General features: G+C 48.4%; 17 protein-coding genes and 1 riboswitch. All 17 genes read right to left on the reverse strand.

Annotated features, from left to right (window positions below; genetic code table 11):
• Positions 1 to 125 precede the first annotated feature (125 nt).
• The 17 genes from ACSFXN_RS01650 to speB all read right to left on the reverse strand — a co-directional run bounded on the left by ACSFXN_RS01650 (position 126) and on the right by speB (position 15,427).
• Positions 126 to 809: an alpha-ribazole-5-phosphate synthase gene (locus ACSFXN_RS01650; protein ID WP_437148459.1), complete on the reverse strand. Its 684-nt coding sequence runs from the start codon at positions 807 to 809 to the stop codon at positions 126 to 128.
• Entirely contained in the window at positions 809 to 1,303 is a 495-nt protein-coding gene (locus tag ACSFXN_RS01655) for an ECF transporter S component (protein ID WP_437148460.1), read from the reverse strand. Before ACSFXN_RS01655 ends, ACSFXN_RS01650 begins: the two co-directional genes overlap by 1 nt.
• Positions 1,284 to 1,871 (reverse strand): cob(I)yrinic acid a,c-diamide adenosyltransferase, encoded by a 588-nt coding sequence (locus ACSFXN_RS01660; protein WP_437148462.1) that lies wholly within the window; start codon positions 1,869 to 1,871, stop codon positions 1,284 to 1,286. The genes ACSFXN_RS01655 and ACSFXN_RS01660 overlap by 20 nt, the downstream gene beginning before the upstream one ends.
• The gene (locus ACSFXN_RS01665; RefSeq protein WP_437148463.1) at positions 1,846 to 2,271 is read right to left on the reverse strand and encodes a bifunctional adenosylcobinamide kinase/adenosylcobinamide-phosphate guanylyltransferase; all 426 of its coding nucleotides are present in this window, start codon (positions 2,269 to 2,271) and stop codon (positions 1,846 to 1,848) included. Before ACSFXN_RS01665 ends, ACSFXN_RS01660 begins: the two co-directional genes overlap by 26 nt.
• On the reverse strand, positions 2,223 to 2,807 hold the full coding sequence (locus tag ACSFXN_RS01670; RefSeq protein ID WP_437148464.1) for a histidine phosphatase family protein: 585 nt from the start codon (positions 2,805 to 2,807) through the stop codon (positions 2,223 to 2,225). The genes ACSFXN_RS01665 and ACSFXN_RS01670 overlap by 49 nt, the downstream gene beginning before the upstream one ends.
• Entirely contained in the window at positions 2,780 to 3,550 is a 771-nt protein-coding gene (gene cobS, locus ACSFXN_RS01675) for an adenosylcobinamide-GDP ribazoletransferase (protein WP_437148466.1), read from the reverse strand. Before cobS ends, ACSFXN_RS01670 begins: the two co-directional genes overlap by 28 nt.
• A complete protein-coding gene (locus ACSFXN_RS01680) occupies positions 3,547 to 5,043 on the reverse strand; it encodes a cobyric acid synthase (RefSeq protein WP_437148467.1) in 1,497 nt (498 codons plus the stop codon). Before ACSFXN_RS01680 ends, cobS begins: the two co-directional genes overlap by 4 nt.
• Positions 5,006 to 5,554 (reverse strand): bifunctional adenosylcobinamide kinase/adenosylcobinamide-phosphate guanylyltransferase, encoded by a 549-nt coding sequence (locus ACSFXN_RS01685; RefSeq protein ID WP_437148468.1) that lies wholly within the window; start codon positions 5,552 to 5,554, stop codon positions 5,006 to 5,008. Before ACSFXN_RS01685 ends, ACSFXN_RS01680 begins: the two co-directional genes overlap by 38 nt.
• Positions 5,536 to 6,615 (reverse strand): threonine-phosphate decarboxylase CobD, encoded by a 1,080-nt coding sequence (gene cobD, locus ACSFXN_RS01690; RefSeq protein ID WP_437148469.1) that lies wholly within the window; start codon positions 6,613 to 6,615, stop codon positions 5,536 to 5,538. The genes ACSFXN_RS01685 and cobD overlap by 19 nt, the downstream gene beginning before the upstream one ends.
• Positions 6,602 to 7,555, reverse strand: coding sequence for an adenosylcobinamide-phosphate synthase CbiB (cbiB, locus tag ACSFXN_RS01695; protein ID WP_437148470.1), 954 nt, complete (start codon positions 7,553 to 7,555; stop codon positions 6,602 to 6,604). Before cbiB ends, cobD begins: the two co-directional genes overlap by 14 nt.
• Entirely contained in the window at positions 7,552 to 9,012 is a 1,461-nt protein-coding gene (locus ACSFXN_RS01700) for an adenosylcobinamide amidohydrolase (protein ID WP_437148471.1), read from the reverse strand. The genes cbiB and ACSFXN_RS01700 overlap by 4 nt, the downstream gene beginning before the upstream one ends.
• A 1-nt stretch (position 9,013) precedes the next feature.
• Positions 9,014 to 9,991: a FecCD family ABC transporter permease gene (locus tag ACSFXN_RS01705; RefSeq protein ID WP_437149144.1), complete on the reverse strand. Its 978-nt coding sequence runs from the start codon at positions 9,989 to 9,991 to the stop codon at positions 9,014 to 9,016.
• Between the two features lie 7 nt (positions 9,992 to 9,998).
• Positions 9,999 to 10,973 (reverse strand): ABC transporter substrate-binding protein, encoded by a 975-nt coding sequence (locus ACSFXN_RS01710; protein ID WP_437148472.1) that lies wholly within the window; start codon positions 10,971 to 10,973, stop codon positions 9,999 to 10,001.
• A 104-nt stretch (positions 10,974 to 11,077) separates the two neighbouring features.
• Positions 11,078 to 11,264, reverse strand: a riboswitch (cobalamin riboswitch).
• 45 nt (positions 11,265 to 11,309) lie between these two features.
• Positions 11,310 to 12,971: an arginine--tRNA ligase gene (gene argS, locus ACSFXN_RS01715; protein ID WP_437148473.1), complete on the reverse strand. Its 1,662-nt coding sequence runs from the start codon at positions 12,969 to 12,971 to the stop codon at positions 11,310 to 11,312.
• A complete protein-coding gene (locus tag ACSFXN_RS01720) occupies positions 12,968 to 13,378 on the reverse strand; it encodes a DUF1934 domain-containing protein (RefSeq protein ID WP_437148474.1) in 411 nt (136 codons plus the stop codon). Before ACSFXN_RS01720 ends, argS begins: the two co-directional genes overlap by 4 nt.
• Before the next feature lie 158 nt (positions 13,379 to 13,536).
• Complete coding sequence (locus tag ACSFXN_RS01725; protein ID WP_437148475.1) at positions 13,537 to 14,034, reverse strand: antibiotic biosynthesis monooxygenase family protein; 498 nt, start codon at positions 14,032 to 14,034, stop codon at positions 13,537 to 13,539.
• 520 nt (positions 14,035 to 14,554) lie between these two features.
• On the reverse strand, positions 14,555 to 15,427 hold the full coding sequence (gene speB, locus ACSFXN_RS01730) for an agmatinase (RefSeq protein ID WP_437148476.1): 873 nt from the start codon (positions 15,425 to 15,427) through the stop codon (positions 14,555 to 14,557).
• Positions 15,428 to 15,430 lie beyond the last annotated feature (3 nt).

Below are 15,430 nucleotides of genomic sequence, written 5' to 3' on the forward strand. Positions count from 1 at the left end.
TGGACTGATCATAGAATCTTACTGAGTGATCATAGAACTCCCATTCTGCCCTTAGAATTACGCTAAGCGATCATAGAACTCCGTATTCCGCTCATAGCATTTCACTTCATTAAAAAAAGCACCACTCATCGTGGCGCTTCCGTATCTAAAGGAAAAACATATTGGCCGAAATGCGGCTTCAGCGATTCAATCTGTTCCGGCTGGACGCCAATCAGCACGCAGCTCGCCGGTCCCCCTGAAACTTCTACGTCCACTTCAGCAGCCATTGAGATTTTCCGGCCGAATAAAAGCTCCGCTTCCATGGCGATGCCTTTCGAGCCGACCGGCCAAATTCGGGCAACAAGCCCTTCTTTCAATGCTTCATAAATTTTTTTCATGTCCGCAATTTGTTCCCTTTTTTCCAGCACATCTTTGCCGACCAATGGCATCCCGTAAATAAACCACTTCAGGCTTTCGGCGTTTATTTCCTCGCGTCTCCTGCCGAGCATGGTCACCGCTATTCCCGACTGCAGCGTTTCCATATTGGTTTCTGAACTGCCGGCAATTTTAGGCGCTTCGATTCCGATTTCGGCGAACAGCTCATGGATTCCTTCTACATACCGGCTCCATTGGGTTTCGCCGCTGAAGTTATGCAGCAGGATCGCTTCCGAATCGCTTCCAGCTGCCCACTGCTCAAGCAGCGCCACCCGTGCAGCAAATTTGGCCGTAATTTTATCAGAAGCCGCCACCACATCGTGCGGTTTTTCTCCGATTGCTGCTGAGTTGTCGGATGTAATCACCCATTCCCCCACTTGCAATGCATGGCGCATTATAAAACCTTCTCTCCAACTTTATTCATAAACGGCAGAATGATTCCAGCTCCCACTGCATTAATAGTCGCAGCCAACAGCAGCCCTGGTACTGACGCATAGAAAAATGCCGGAGACAACAGAAAGTAAAATGGAATCGCCGCGAGTAAGCCGTTGCAGATAATGAATATCGGCCATTTCAATGCCGTTCTGTTTGCATTGTGCAGCTTGGCAAACAGCCAGACCGCTGCCCACATTTCCAGCGCAATGATAATATGGAAAGGCCCTAGCGGCATGCCGCCGAATAATGCAGAAAGTAAATGTCCGAGAGCTGCTACTGTTCCAGCAAGCGGTGCGGAAAGGAACAAAACTGCTACAAGAGCCGGCAAGGAATCAAGGGCAATCGATGCGATTCCGAGCGGGATTTTAAACATGCCGCCGATAGCCGATAAGCTGATGAATAAAGCAGCCAGCGTGATTTTATTTGTTGATGGATTAGTCATTTTTCTTTGCACGTCCGCCGTTCCTGAATACTTTCGCACTGCGGACGTATTCATTATCCGGAACACCAGTCCGGGAATTGGCGACGCGCGCTGCAGCGAATAAATAATCGGACAAGCGGTTCAAATAACGCTGTACGACCAGCGGGAAATCTTCCCCCGCTTTCATCAATGTAACTGTCTGGCGTTCTGCCCGGCGCGTAATCGTACGGGCAATGTGGAGAGTCGCTGCTGCAGGCGAACCGCCAGGCAAAATGAATCGCTCCAATAGTGGCGGCTCTTCCATCAAATCATCAATGCGTGATTCCAGCACTTCCACCGGCTGTTCGGTCATTTTATACTGAGGTTCTTTGCGGACATCCGCCAAATCTCCACCACAATCAAACAATTCGTTCTGAATCGCTTCCAAGTCAGCCAGCAGATCCGCAAACTTCTCCGGATCGAGTTCGGTCATTGCCTTGCCGATAAATGAATTGACTTCATCAATTGTGCCGTAAGCTTCAATCCGCGGTGCATCTTTGTCAGCGCGAGCGCCAATCAAACTAGTCTGCCCTTTATCACCGGTTCTCGTATAAATTCTCATGTTCATCCGCCCCTTTGATGGTTTGTGGTATACCGTACCATATCCGTGTAATATGGTCTGCTTTCTTGAATAAATGCTGATACAGCCGGCCGATCACATCCCGCAGCTCTCGCTCCAACGGATCTACTGGGACGATGCCCCGGTTCATGTCGGTCAAAATCCAAATTTGCTGATTGATCGGCTGCAATGAAATGGCTTGCTCAATCCCTCTAGTAATATCTTTTTCATCTGTTCCTTTGTCGAGCTGAGCTTTAACCCACTCCTCAATTCCGGCAATCACTAGAAAAGATGCAGCTTGGTCCGGCAACTTTCCTTCATACCAGATGTATTCCCGATTCCCCAATAATTCTTTTACATATTGGCGTTTGCCGTTAAAGGCTCCACCGAACACGATATGCATGGCGCTCCCTCCTCGAATGCTTTCCGGCTTTGCCAGGCCAACGTATAGCATTGCCCGTGGAGTGCCGCTTGCCGCTGAAACGGCTGCCCACTTCCTTTGGCCAATAAATACCGGATCGGTCCGCCATGGGCAACAATATAAAATTCGTTGCCTTCAGGAAGAGATCGCACTGCGTCGTCCACCCTTTGTATGACATCCGCCAAACTTTCACCTCCAGGTGGCGCTTGCTCAATCGGATTATCAATCCAGTCCCTGTAATTCTGGTCGTCCTTCAATTCTTCATACGTTTTCATTTCCCAGTCCCCAAAATGGCATTCCCGAAAGTTTGGATTTTCGTGATAAACAGCGTTTGGAAAAAGGATTTCTGCTGTCTGGCGGCAACGTGCCAAGTCGCTTCCCCAGACCTCCTGCACCGCCGTATTCTCTTTAACGCCAAAAGGCACAATCGCTTCATCGGTCCAACCGATATATTGCTTCAAGCCATTTCCTTTTGTTGGTGCATGCCGGATCAGATGAAGAATAAAAGCACCGTCCATAACAGCAATTCAGTCCCTTCTATATAAGCTCCGAACAAGTCGCCCGTCACGCCGCCAAACTGGCGCAGGCACCACTTCCGGTAAAGCCAGAGGCTCAACAGGAAAGCGGCGGCAAAAAGTGCCCCATTTACAGCTCCCGCATAATAAACAAGAACCCCTGCTGCAATCAGCAGATAAAGGCAAGCCGCTAAAATCAGCCATTTGACATTGGCACGCTGGCGGAAAAAAGCGCCCAGCCCATCTTGCTTTGCGGTCTTGGTTGTGCTGAAGAGCATCAGCAAACCGATTCTTGAAAAAAAAGGAATCACAATGAGCAAAACCAGCGGAATTTTGTAGACCAGTTCTGACAAAACAATGATTTTGCCAAGGACCGCGAACAATAAAACCATAGCACCAAAAGCGCCGATTCGCGGATCTCCTAAGATTTCGAGTCTTTTTTTCTTGTCCTGATACGAAAAATAAGCGTCGCCTACGTCAGCAAGCCCGTCCAGATGCAGGCCGCCTGTCGCTGTTACTAAAAACAGGATGACCACAAATGCTGCGAGCAAGGAACTCATTTCCGTATAATCCCTTAATGTAAAAACAATCAAAGCAGATAAGCTCCCCATCAAGGCCCCCACCAATGGAAGCGACAGATACATTGCCGTTACGTCGTTCTTTTCAAGAGGCAGTTCTTTTCTCACGGGGATCACTGAGAAAAACTGAAAAGCCAAAGCCAAACCGTTTGCAAGATGCCCCATCATTGGCTTGCCTCCACCATTCGCTCGACCGCTTGCCAGTCAATATGCTGTTTCACATGATGCGCCCAGCGTCCAAAGCGGTCGATTTCTTCGTGAATTGGCGGCTCCGGCAGTTTTTTCGTTTTCCGGAACGGCGCCAGGAAAGCACGGCGGCAGTCCGGGCTGTCAAAAAAGCCATGCAAATGGGTGCCAAGAATCCGGCCGTCTTGATAGCCTTCACTGCCTGTTTCGTAATGGATCAGTGGCGGATTTACCGAAGTCGATCTTCCAGTATGAATTTCATAGCCTGTTACAGCTATGCCCGACTTCTCAAAATGCGCCATGCCGGTGCGCCTTTGCACGAATTTTTCTTCAGTGAATTGCGTTTCCATGCCCGGAATAAAGCCTAAGCCTTGTTCGAGTTCCACTTTCATGCCGTCATAGCCACAAGGGTCTGCCAGCCATTCTCCCAACATTTGAAAGCCGCCGCAGAGTCCCACAATCCTTGATTCATCTGGCAATGACTTTAGATGTTCTTGCAGCTCTTGCTGCTTCCAATAACGTAAATCCGCAATCGTGCTCTTGGTCCCCGGGATGATGACAATGTCCGGAACACCCAAGTCTGCGACAAATTCCACCCAGCTGATAGATACATCCGGTTCGTTTAACAGCGCTTCGATGTCTGTAAAATTTGAAAGGTAAGGATGTTTCAATACTGCTATATCAATCGGCTGGCGAGAAGCGGTTTTCGCTAATTCACGGACACCGAGTGAGTCTTCCTGTTCAATTGCGTGATTCGGCAAATACGGAATCACACCAAGAACCGGAATGCCTGTATAAGATTCCAAAAACGCTATACCGTTTTCAAATAACCCGATATCTCCACGGAATTTATTGATTAGCAGTCCTTTCACTCGCTCAGGATTCGGCATAAGCGCCAGTGTTCCAACGATTGAAGCAAAGACTCCGCCTCGTTCGATATCAGCCACTAAAATCACCGGCACATCGGCCCGCTCAGCAACAGCCATATTGACCAAATCGCGGTCATTCAAATTGACTTCTGCCGGACTTCCCGCCCCTTCTATCACGATGTGCGTAAACTCTTTTGAGAGATTCAGTAGCGCTTGATCAATGGCGGTCAGCCCTTGTTCATAAAATCGGCTGCGGTAATCCATGCCGTCCATTGCCTCTAATTTCTTTCCGAACAGCACCACTTGGGATTTCATGCCACTTTCCGGTTTCAACAGAATCGGATTCATGTCTACGGTCGCGACAATTCCAGCTGCTTCAGCCTGCACGCCTTGTGACCGTCCGATTTCTTCTCCCAGTACCGTTACGTAAGAGTTATTCGACATGTTCTGTGATTTGAACGGTGCCACGCTATAGCCTTGATCGGCCAACAATCTGCAAAACGCTGTGCAAATCATACTTTTCCCTACATCGGATGAAGTTCCTTGAATCATGATTCCGTGCATTTCATCACTTCCTTCTATAAGCGACTCCATTTTCCACTTCATATGCCTTGTCCGACTGAGCCACGAGCCATAGATGAATTTGGCCAAGCCATTGCTGATAGGCAGCATCCCGCACAAAATCGTCCAATACTTCATTTGACACGATGACAAAAAGTTCTGCTTGATTTCGGATTTTCCGGATGGTTTCCTGTAAATGCATCCATTTTTGTTCCATGCAGCCTTCTTTATCTATACATGGGTCCTCTTGCTCCCAGCCTTCATATAACTCGTTGGCAAGCCAAGTGGTGACGCAATCCCACAGCACCGCATCTCCAGCACTAATTTCCGGAATAACTTTCTCCAAATCGAGCGGCTGCTCAATCGTTTTCCAGCCTTGATCTTTTCGGTCCTGCCGGTGGCGCTGAATCCGCTCTTCCATTTCCGCGTCATATGCCTGTCCGCTCGCCAAGTAAATCTTATTCTTGGCATCGGTTTTATGTATGAACTTTTCTGCCCAAGCGCTTTTGCCGCTGCGCACACCGCCACTGACAAATATCAATTGTCCCGCAGCCATCGTGTCATCGCCTCCCGCAGTTGCTGCATTTGGACAGCTGCTTTCATGCCGATGCGAAACCAGTTTCCGTCCATCCCTTGAAATGATTTAGTGTGCCGGAGCACGATTCCTTTTTCCAGCATTTCATTGAAAAAGGCGTCCGGTGCTTTATCTGCTGGCAGCCGGAACGACAGAAAATTCACAGCGGAATCTGTCGCCGTGCAGCCCTTTTCTTCCAAAAAGCGCGTCATGGACTCCCGCTCAACTCCTGCTGCTTCCATCACACGTTTCCGGTAAGTTTGTTGTCCCAAGCACCGGGCTCCAACTTGAGCCGAAATCGCATTCACATTCCAATGGGCGGCGCCTTGTTTCAACTGCTTCAAAACTTCCGGTTCACCGATGGCATAGCCCATCCGTAGACCAGGAATGGCATACATCTTGGTCATCGACCGGACAATAATGACATGAGGGAAAGTTTCCAGCAGCGGAATCAGCGAAAATTCCTCTCCAGCGAAATCAATAAAGGCTTCATCCAGAACAAGTTCACATCCTGCATTCCGGCATTCTTCAGCGATTGACACCAGTACATGCTGTTCCAGTAAAAGTCCTGTCGGATTATGGGGATTGCAGATATAAACAGCAGCACAGCCTTTTAACGCCAGCACCACTTCATCCAGTTGAAGACGCCAGCCATTTTCTTCTGTTAATTGGACAGCCACAACTTCTGCTCCTTCTGCCTCAAGCGTTTTGCGGTATTCAGAAAAAGCCGGTTCAATCAAGACCACCCGCTTGCCGCGGTACCGGCGCGCCAGCCAAGTGAAAATTTCCGCTGCCCCGTTTCCCGTAATGACACAATCCGGTTCAACTTCATGGAACTCGGCTGCTGCGCTTCGGAACGGTTCGCCGTCAGGGTCCGGATAAAATCGGATCAGGTCCTGAAAGGATGGCCAGGAGTCTGCAATAAATTCCGGCGGGCCGAAAGGATGAACGTTCTCGCTGAAATCCAGAATTTTTTCAGGCGCTTCCATTCCGAGTCGTTTATATAAAATTTTCGGGTTCGCGCCGTGGTCAGGCAAATTCAATGATCATCACTCCTATGGCAAAGAGAATATAAAACCAAATCGCTGCGATATGCATATGCTGAACTGCCTCTTTGATATGCTCGGCTTCCAGTTCATAAACGGGTTTCCCCATGCGGGCGCGTTCTGAACGGACTCCTTTGTATGTATTGACACCGCCGAGTTCTATGCCCAGCTGAACAGCAGTTGCTGCTTCCAGCCAGCCGCTGTTCGGGCTCGGATGCTTGACGGCGTCCCGTGTCCATTCCGCAAAACGCTGACGCATCGTGAGATTTCGTTTGTTTCTGGTAGTCAGCAGAATCAGTGCTCCGGTAATGCGGCTTGGGATGAAATTCAAGACATCATCCAAGCGGGCCGAGGCATAGCCAAATTGCACAAAGTCCTCATTTTTATAGCCCACCATCGAGTCGCATGTATTGACTGCTTTATATAGCCATAATCCGGGTGCCCCCAGCAGAAATGCCCAAAATAACGGTGCCGTAATACCGTCGCTTGTATTTTCTGATACAGTTTCGACAACGCCGCGGGTAATTTCACTTTCATCTAAATGAGCGGTGTCACGCCCGACAATCCAGGACAGCTTTTCCCTTGCCTGGCTCCAGTCCTTCTGAATCAGCGGCTGGTACACGTCTTCTGCGGCATCACGCAAGCTTTTTTGTGCCAGGCCGGAAGCGATTAAAATCGTTTCGATAAGAAAGCCCAAACTCCAGTGAACGGCATATGCTCCCGAAACCAACAGATAAGCTGTTCCAAAAGCTGCCGCAGCGGCGGCTAAGACGAGAAGAAAACCGTTGCGAAAAGCATTCGGCGGATGGTTCCATTTGGCTGTCAGCTTTGATATCAAAGTTCCCAGCCATCTGACCGGATGGGGCCAGCCGGGTGGATCTCCGACAATCCGATCGATTATGAGACCCAGTCCAATGGCAAAAATATGGCTGATCATTCCTTTTTCGCCTCGCGGTATAAGCCAATTGCTTCCACTGTACATTCAAATACCCCTGCTCCGATCAACTTTCCAAGCTCGGTAATCGGGCCAGCGTATGGCAAATGTTCACCTTGCTGCGTAGCAGCGACCAAACAGCTGTCAGTCGAAGTTCCGGTCGCTAACGTATTTGTCAGCAGATCCATTACGCCTTCAAGATGAAGCGCTTTTGTTTTGGCTTCCGTAGCGGTAATCATCGCTTGGATAAAAGCTTCATCCGATAATTTGCCATTGACCATAATCCACGTATTAATCGTGCCAACTTGCATGGCACGTTCAAGTGCCTTCGAGACATCCACTGCATTTCCAATTCCTGCAGTCACCGCAATGACGATGGAACCGAAAGAAGCCTTGTACTCCTTCACGATAGCATCCTGGGTTTGTACAGCCGTCATCATTCCGACAGTATCTGTAGGTTTAAAACCCAACTCTTCAATGAATCCTGTCATTTCCATCAAACTGTCATCGATATTATAATTCATGTCCACATGGCGATTAATGAATGTCCGGAACCAGCCGGCTCCGGCATTGATGACAGCTGAAGATACGGTTTTCAGAGGAACTTCACTTTGGTAAAGCACCATATTCGGCGAAACTGCAAAGTCTTCGGCACGGATTTCCCATTCTTCTGTCCGCCGCTTTATTCCCGGAAGCAGCGTGACTTGCGGTTTTGGAAGCTCTGGATGTGGATGGTTGCTAACCCGCGTCCGGTAGACGGCTTCAATATCCTGTTCCCGCACCACTTCGTGCGGCTCCCCCATACGGATAATCTTGCCATGGTCCAACAGCAGAAGTTGATCGCAATACATGGACGCAATATTGATGTCATGGAAAATCGACACAACTGTCAATTCTTTTTCAATCGCTTGTTTTTTAATGGTATCAAGCAGTTCTTTTTGATGATTGATGTCCAAATGATTGGTCGGTTCGTCGAGCAGCAGGATTTTAGCATTTTGGGCCAATGCCTGTGCCACAAAAACGCGCTGCTGCTCTCCCCCTGATAAGCGGTCGATTTGTGTAGTCTCGTAATGCGTGATGTTCATCAAGCGCATGGCTTCTGTTACAGCCGTTTCATCTTCTTCAGACCAGGAAGAAAACCAGCCGCTTTGATGCGGGTATCTTCCAAGCGATACCGTTTCACGGACCGTATGGGCAAATGCATGCGCATGAAGCTGTGGCAAAACGGCCATGTGCCTGGCGAGTTCTTTAGCCCCAAAATCAGTGATTGTCTTCTCTTCAATTTCAATTTTTCCGCTCTTTAAAGGCAGCACCCCGCTGATTAATTTCATCATCGTGGATTTCCCGCTGCCGTTCGGCCCTAAAATCCCAAGCATCGAGCCTTTGGAAACTTGGAAAGAAACATCATCGACGATGTTCTTATCTCCGTATCCGCCAACCAACTCTGTTATTTTCAACATATCAAGCCACTCCTTTCCGCTGCCGGAAAAAGATAAACGCAAAAACCGGTGCCCCGATAAATGCGGTAATTACCCCAATTGGCAATTCTGTCGGTGAAATGATCGTCCGGGACACCAAATCACAGATGATCAATAACGCAGCACCGTTGATAAAAGACAGCGGCAATACATGCCGATGATCCGAACCCCATACGAGCCGGGTCATATGTGGCACGACCAAGCCAACAAAGCCGATCGTTCCCGAAACCGCTACAGCCGCTCCGGTCAGAACGGATCCGCTGATAAGAATCATCATTTTCCTTTTTTTCACGTCGACTCCCAAATGCTGTGCCCGTTCTTCCCCGAACAGCATGGCATTCAACTCACGCCGGTTCAGCCAAAGCAAGAAGGATCCGATGAGGATAAACGGCAAGGCCATTTGAACATAGGGCCAGCCTCGCATCGATACACTGCCAAGAAGCCAGCCGATGATTTGGCGAAGCTCTTCTCCCGTCAGCGCTATCATCAAGGAGATGACAGAGCCGAGAAACGAACTGAAAATGATTCCTGTCAAAATGACAGTTTCCATTTTCATGGAACGATCGACCAATTTCGCAAAACTCATTACTGCAAACATCGTCAACAATGCACCCAGCATGCTCATCACCGGCAAAGTATAATTCCCTAAAAACGGGACCGAAATGCCGAAAAAGAGCGTCATCACAGCGCCGACTGAGGCACCGGATGACACTCCTAAAGTGTAAGGATCGGCCAGCGGGTTTTTAAGCAAGCCTTGGAATGCTGCACCGGCAATTGCCAGCGCTGCACCGACTAAACCTGCCAAAACCACGCGCGGCATCCGGATATTCCACAAAATATTGGCAGCTGTTTCATCCGACTCGGGGTTCCACAGCACTTCCGGCGAAATGGAAACCGTGCCGACCGTTACTCCCAGCAGGACAGCCCCTCCCAATAGAATGAAAGAGACGATATAAGCCAGGCTGTTTTTACTCACTGAAAACCTCAGGATAAACAGCTTGAGCCATTTCCATCAAACCTTCTGTCAATCTCGGGCCAGAACGGGTAACTTTATCCGAATCAACATTATAAACCGCATCTTCTTTCACTGCCGTAACATCGGCAAAGCCACTGCGGGCCTTGATTTTTTCAACCGCATCCGGCACGTAAGCACCTTCGGTCGACACAATCACATCCGGATTGGCTTCGACAATTGCTTCCGGGTCCATGCTGACCCATCCTTCCAGCTCACCAGCCGCATTTTCCGCGTTGATGATGTCCAGCATTTCATCCATGAACGTTCCGCTGCCGGTTGTATAAATTTCCGGATTGCTGCCTACTTCAACAAATACTTTTTTTGGTTCTTTGATTTTGCTCGCTTGTTCTTCGATTTCTTCTACTTGTGCTTCCATTTCAGAAACGAGTGCATCCGCTTCTTGCATTGTACCGGTTGCTTGTCCAATAATCGTCATTGTGTCATATACTTCGTCAAAACTTTGGGCTTCCTGGACAACGTATACTTTAATGCCGGCATCACGCAATTGCTGAAGTCCAGCCTCACCGACGCCTACACCTGATTCATGGGCCAATACCAAGTCCGGCTGCAAGCTGATGATTTTTTCAACATTGAATTCCTGCCCGCCGATTTTCTCGACAGTTGCCGCTTCTTCCGGATAATTATCAAAATCGGATACCCCGACCATTTTTTCTCCCAATCCGAGTTCGTAAGCGATTTCTGTATTTGACGGCACCATGGAAACGATCGCTTTCGGTTCTTCTTCGATTACGATTTCTTCTCCCATTGCATCCTTCATCGTTACCGGAAATTCAGCTTCCGCTACTTCCTTTGGCGGATCTGTCGGTGTTTCCGCATTCTCTCCTGTCGGTGCTTCTTGCCCGCCACAACCTGCGAGCAGCATTGCTGCCATCCCTGCACTTGCTCCAAACTTCCAAAACTTCTTCATCTCGACATCCCCTTTTATCAAATAAAAAATCTCCCGCAGACACTGCGAGAGATTGAAAGGACGACATAAAAAACGTGTGCATCCAGCCGGTCCTCGCAGGCTTAGTGGGTGTTGTCATAAAGGCAGGTCTCCTGGCTTGTGATCATGGCGTACTGCACCTTCCCAAAGCGTTGCTTCAGTGGCTGTTGGCAGATTGCTCTCACTTACAGTGGCGGGACCGCGCCGGAATCGAACCGGCTTCCCTTTTAACTCATGTTCTTAGACATAAGCACCTTTATGATTGAATTATTAAGTTTCTTAATAAGTTAATTATACACAAAATTCTTTCTGTGTCTCTTACATTTTGTCAGGAGCGGAAACTCCAACTAATTTCAGCGCATTAGCTAAAGTAGTTTTAACAGCTGTGATCAGCGCAAGGCGCGCAGCAGTCAGTTCCGCGTTCGAAGCATCCAATACTTTATTGGCATTATAGAAGCTGTGGAAATGAGCTGCCAATTCCTGAATATAGGTAGTGACGCGATGCGGTGCGCGTTGTTTCGCAGCATCTGCCACCACTTGCGGGAAATCACCGATTTTTTTCAGGACATCGATTTCTTTTTCCGAAGTCAGCAGATCTAAATTATCTGTAGAAGCTAAGAATCCTAGCTCTTCCGCTTGGCGCAAAATCGAACAGATGCGCGCATGGGCATATTGTGAATAATAAACCGGGTTTTCGTTGGACTGCGATACAGCCAGATCCAAGTCAAAGTCCATATGGGAATCACCTGAACGCATAGCGAAGAAATAACGCACTGCATCCAAGCCGACCAATTCAACCAGTTCACGCATCGTTACTGCTTTCCCGGTACGTTTGCTCATTTTCATCTTTTCGCCGTCTTTGTACAGCTGGACCATTTGGATGATGCTCACTTCAAGCGTATCGCGGTCATAGCCAAGCGCTTCAATCGCCGCTTTCATGCGTGGGATATAACCGTGGTGGTCAGCTCCCCAGATGTTGATCAGCTTATCAAAACCGCGGGACAATTTGTCGTCATGATAAGCGATATCCGGCAGCATATATGTAAACGAACCGTCGTTCTTGATCAATACGCGGTCTTTGTCGTCACCGAATGTCGTCGAGCGGAACCAAGTTGCACCTTCTTCTTCGTAGATATGGCCGTTCTCGCGAAGCTTGTTCAGCGCAATTTCAATCTCGCCTTTTTCGTATAAAGAAGTTTCCGAGAACCATTCATCAAACTCAACGCGGAAATCAGCCAAGTCTTGCTGCAATTTCGCCAGTTCCACTTTCAAGCCATGCTTGCGGAACGCTTCAAAACGTTCTTCTTTTGTCATCGAGACAAATTTATCGCCATGCTCTTTCACAAGATCTGCAGCGATGTCTTTGATGTCCTGGCCGCGGTAGCCGTCTTCCGGCATGTTCAGCGGTTCGCCGAGTGCTTCAAAATAACGCGCTTCGATGGACAGCGCCAAATTATTGATTTGGTTCCCGGCATCATTGATATAGTATTCACGTGACACATCGTAACCCGCAACATCCAATACGTTGCATAGTGAATCACCGACTGATGCACCGCGGGCATGCCCAAGATGAAGGTCGCCTGTCGGGTTGGCAGACACGAATTCGACTTGAATCCGCTCGCCTCCGCCTGAATTGGTGCGGCCATAATCTTCTTTTTGCTCCAGGACGGTTTTCACTACGTCCAGCAGATAATCTTTTTTGATCGTGATGTTAATAAATCCAGGTCCGGCAATATCCACTTTTTCGATATTCGCTGTTTCTTTGTCAAGATTTCCGACAATCGCTTCTGCAATGACACGCGGCGCTTTTTTCGCTACACGCGCTAATTGCATCGCAATGTTTGTGGCGTAATCGCCGTTCGCTTTGTCTTTCGGTGATTCCAGGTAAACTTCGACTGGTTCGGGCGTCAATTCCGCTTTTTGAACCGCTTCACTGATTGCCAGTTTAATGGCGTGCTGTACTTTTTCTACTGCATTCATTTTTGACCCTCCATAAATTGGATTTCCATTTCATATTCTCCGACGTGAGCAGAGCCCATTGCCAGATCGTAACGGACTTTAAAGCGTGTATCGCTGATCGTCAGCTCATGAGCTTTTGTCGTCAGCATAAAAGTGCCTTGCTCATTTGTTAAATTTCCTGTCTGTTCTTTATGTAATAAAAACGGTAGCCGCATCTGCAGGGCGCCGCTTCTCATAATCACTGCTTCGTTTTCACTGAGCTTTACTGTGGTTCGAATCAACAGCTCTTCCAGCTGCTCCTCATACTGCAAGTAGCGCCGATCGTTTTTTATTGTCAGCGTGCCGTGTGACCACAACTCCATCAGCTGTTCTTCTGTGTCTGGCTGACGGATAATCGTCGTGAGTTTTATTTTCACAGCTTTTTGCATTCCGCCGCCTCCTTTATGTAATAGCAATAGCCTTTTTATTATAGCCCGATTCAAGGTTCCATTTCAATTTAAGTTTCATTTTATGCTCTGAAGAGACGGTATTGAAATTTGGCCAGACAAAAAAACCACCCATTAGGAGTGGTTGCAAGAAGTCATTTTCATTTGATATACGTTTTCACAAAAGAAGGACGTGGAAAGATATTCGGCTTCTTATCGATTCCTTCAGACGTTCCCCGCTTCGCATGAGCGTGGCCGTAAGCCTGTGATTGCTGCCAGTCCGTAAACGACTTCTCGTCTTTCCATAAAGTCAGGATGATATACGTATCCGATTGGACAGGGCGCAACACGCGGATGGCCGCAAAGCCGGGCTCTTTCTCGACCATGCCCGCTCTATTTTGGAAACGCGATTCAAATAGCTCACGGCCTTCATCCGTTACCGGAATATTATTGAATACGGCATAATAGCCGTCGTTGATGTCACCGACAGCATTCAATACCTGATACGCTTCAAATCCCTGCAAAGGAGCTCCGCCTTCTGATTCATAAAGCAAAACCGATTCCTCGCCGTCCACCAAGTACACCAGCCGCGCATTCGCCATAGCGGCCAGGATTGCCACGCCTTGGTCCCTATGACCAGTCCATTTGTATAATTCCATTGTCAGCACCTCTTCCAGTTAATGATTCATTCTTATCTTACCGTTTTTAATGGAGAGATTCTATTTTCGGTGCGCTATGGTCAATTATTGCGGTTCTATGATCACTCGGTGGAGTTCTATAATCAGTTTTCGTGGATCTATGATTACTCAACGTATTTCCATGATCATTCGGCCTGTTTCAGATGATTTTTCAGCACCAAAAAGTTAAAGCCGGCCTGGAAAATTCCAGACCGGCTTTTTTATTAAAGATTGGCGGAAAAGCGTTTCCGCTTTTCTTATTGTCCAGCTGCAACGGCCAGGTTCTCGGGTCATAAGTCAACCCAGCTGTGTGGCAAAAAGCGCCACTTCGCTGGTTCGTCTTATGCCAGTCGAACCTAAATGGCCGTTTCCGCTTTTCTTATTGTCCAGCTTCGGCGATCAAACCTTCGGGTCATAAGCCGTTCCGACTGTGTGATAAAGTGCACCACTTCGTCGGCCCGTCTTATGCCCGTCAGGTTTCGCACGATCGCCTCCGCTTTTCTTATTTCACCCAGCCCAAAATCATTTCGCGAATCAATTTGCTTGCCGTATTGGCAGTTTGATCCGAATGATCATAAACTGGACATACTTCAACAAGGTCGAAACCGACAACGTTGATATCCGATGCTGCGATTGCGTGGATCGACGCGAGCAGCTCACGCGAAGTAATGCCGCCTGCATCAACCGTGCCTGTTCCAGGCGCATGCGCCGGGTCCAGAACATCGATGTCGATCGTAACATATACCGGGCGTCCAGCTAATGTCGGCAGGACTTCTTTCAACGGCTCCAGCACTTCGAATTTCGAGATGTACATGCCTTGCTCTTTTGCCCACTCAAATTCTTCTTTCATGCCGGAACGGATGCCGAACGAGTAGACATTCGTTGGTCCAATATGATCGGCAATTTTGCGGATTGGTGTGGAATGCGAATATTCTTCGCCTTCGTAGTTTTCGCGAAGGTCAGTATGCGCATCAAAATGAATGATCGCCAAATCGTCGTATTTGCTGGCAACGGCTCTCATGACCGGCAATGACACCAAATGCTCACCGCCCATGCCCATCGGAATTTTGCCATCGGCAAGAAGTGTATGGACATAGGTTTCTATTTCAAGCAGGGATTTTTCCGGATTGCCGAACGGCAAGGGGATGTCGCCTGCGTCGAAGAATTTCACATCGTCGAGCTCCCGGTCCAGATACGGGCTGTACTCTTCCAAACCGATAGATACTTCACGGATTTTGTTTGGGCCGAAACGTGAACCTGGGCGGTAACTTACCGTCCAGTCCATCGGCATTCCGTATAGCACTGCTTTGGATTCTTCGTAATTCGGATGGCTTTTGATGAAAACTTTACCTGAATATGTCTCGTCAAATCTCATCGT

This window comes from Planococcus sp. 1R117A, from assembly GCF_051417975.1.
In the GTDB taxonomy this organism is placed as follows: domain Bacteria; phylum Bacillota; class Bacilli; order Bacillales_A; family Planococcaceae; genus Planococcus; species Planococcus shenhongbingii.

What these genes read in the sequence shown, in the direction of transcription:
- ACSFXN_RS01650 (WP_437148459.1), bottom strand. Translation starts at nt 809, where the DNA reads ATGCGCCATGCATTGCAAGTGGGGGAATGGGTGATTACATCCGACAAC.
- ACSFXN_RS01680 (WP_437148467.1), bottom strand. Translation starts at nt 5,043, where the DNA reads ATGAAGTGGAAAATGGAGTCGCTTATAGAAGGAAGTGATGAAATGCAC.
- ACSFXN_RS01670 (WP_437148464.1), bottom strand. Translation starts at nt 2,807, where the DNA reads ATGGACGGTGCTTTTATTCTTCATCTGATCCGGCATGCACCAACAAAA.
- ACSFXN_RS01700 (WP_437148471.1), bottom strand. Translation starts at nt 9,012, where the DNA reads ATGTTGAAAATAACAGAGTTGGTTGGCGGATACGGAGATAAGAACATC.
- ACSFXN_RS01665 (WP_437148463.1), bottom strand. Translation starts at nt 2,271, where the DNA reads ATGCATATCGTGTTCGGTGGAGCCTTTAACGGCAAACGCCAATATGTA.
- ACSFXN_RS01720 (WP_437148474.1), bottom strand. Translation starts at nt 13,378, where the DNA reads ATGCAAAAAGCTGTGAAAATAAAACTCACGACGATTATCCGTCAGCCA.
- ACSFXN_RS01685 (WP_437148468.1), bottom strand. Translation starts at nt 5,554, where the DNA reads ATGGCTGCGGGACAATTGATATTTGTCAGTGGCGGTGTGCGCAGCGGC.
- ACSFXN_RS01725 (WP_437148475.1), bottom strand. Translation starts at nt 14,034, where the DNA reads ATGGAATTATACAAATGGACTGGTCATAGGGACCAAGGCGTGGCAATC.
- argS (WP_437148473.1), bottom strand. Translation starts at nt 12,971, where the DNA reads ATGAATGCAGTAGAAAAAGTACAGCACGCCATTAAACTGGCAATCAGT.
- cbiB (WP_437148470.1), bottom strand. Translation starts at nt 7,555, where the DNA reads ATGATCAGCCATATTTTTGCCATTGGACTGGGTCTCATAATCGATCGG.
- ACSFXN_RS01710 (WP_437148472.1), bottom strand. Translation starts at nt 10,973, where the DNA reads ATGAAGAAGTTTTGGAAGTTTGGAGCAAGTGCAGGGATGGCAGCAATG.
- ACSFXN_RS01660 (WP_437148462.1), bottom strand. Translation starts at nt 1,871, where the DNA reads ATGAGAATTTATACGAGAACCGGTGATAAAGGGCAGACTAGTTTGATT.
- speB (WP_437148476.1), bottom strand. Translation starts at nt 15,427, where the DNA reads ATGAGATTTGACGAGACATATTCAGGTAAAGTTTTCATCAAAAGCCAT.
- cobS (WP_437148466.1), bottom strand. Translation starts at nt 3,550, where the DNA reads ATGATGGGGCATCTTGCAAACGGTTTGGCTTTGGCTTTTCAGTTTTTC.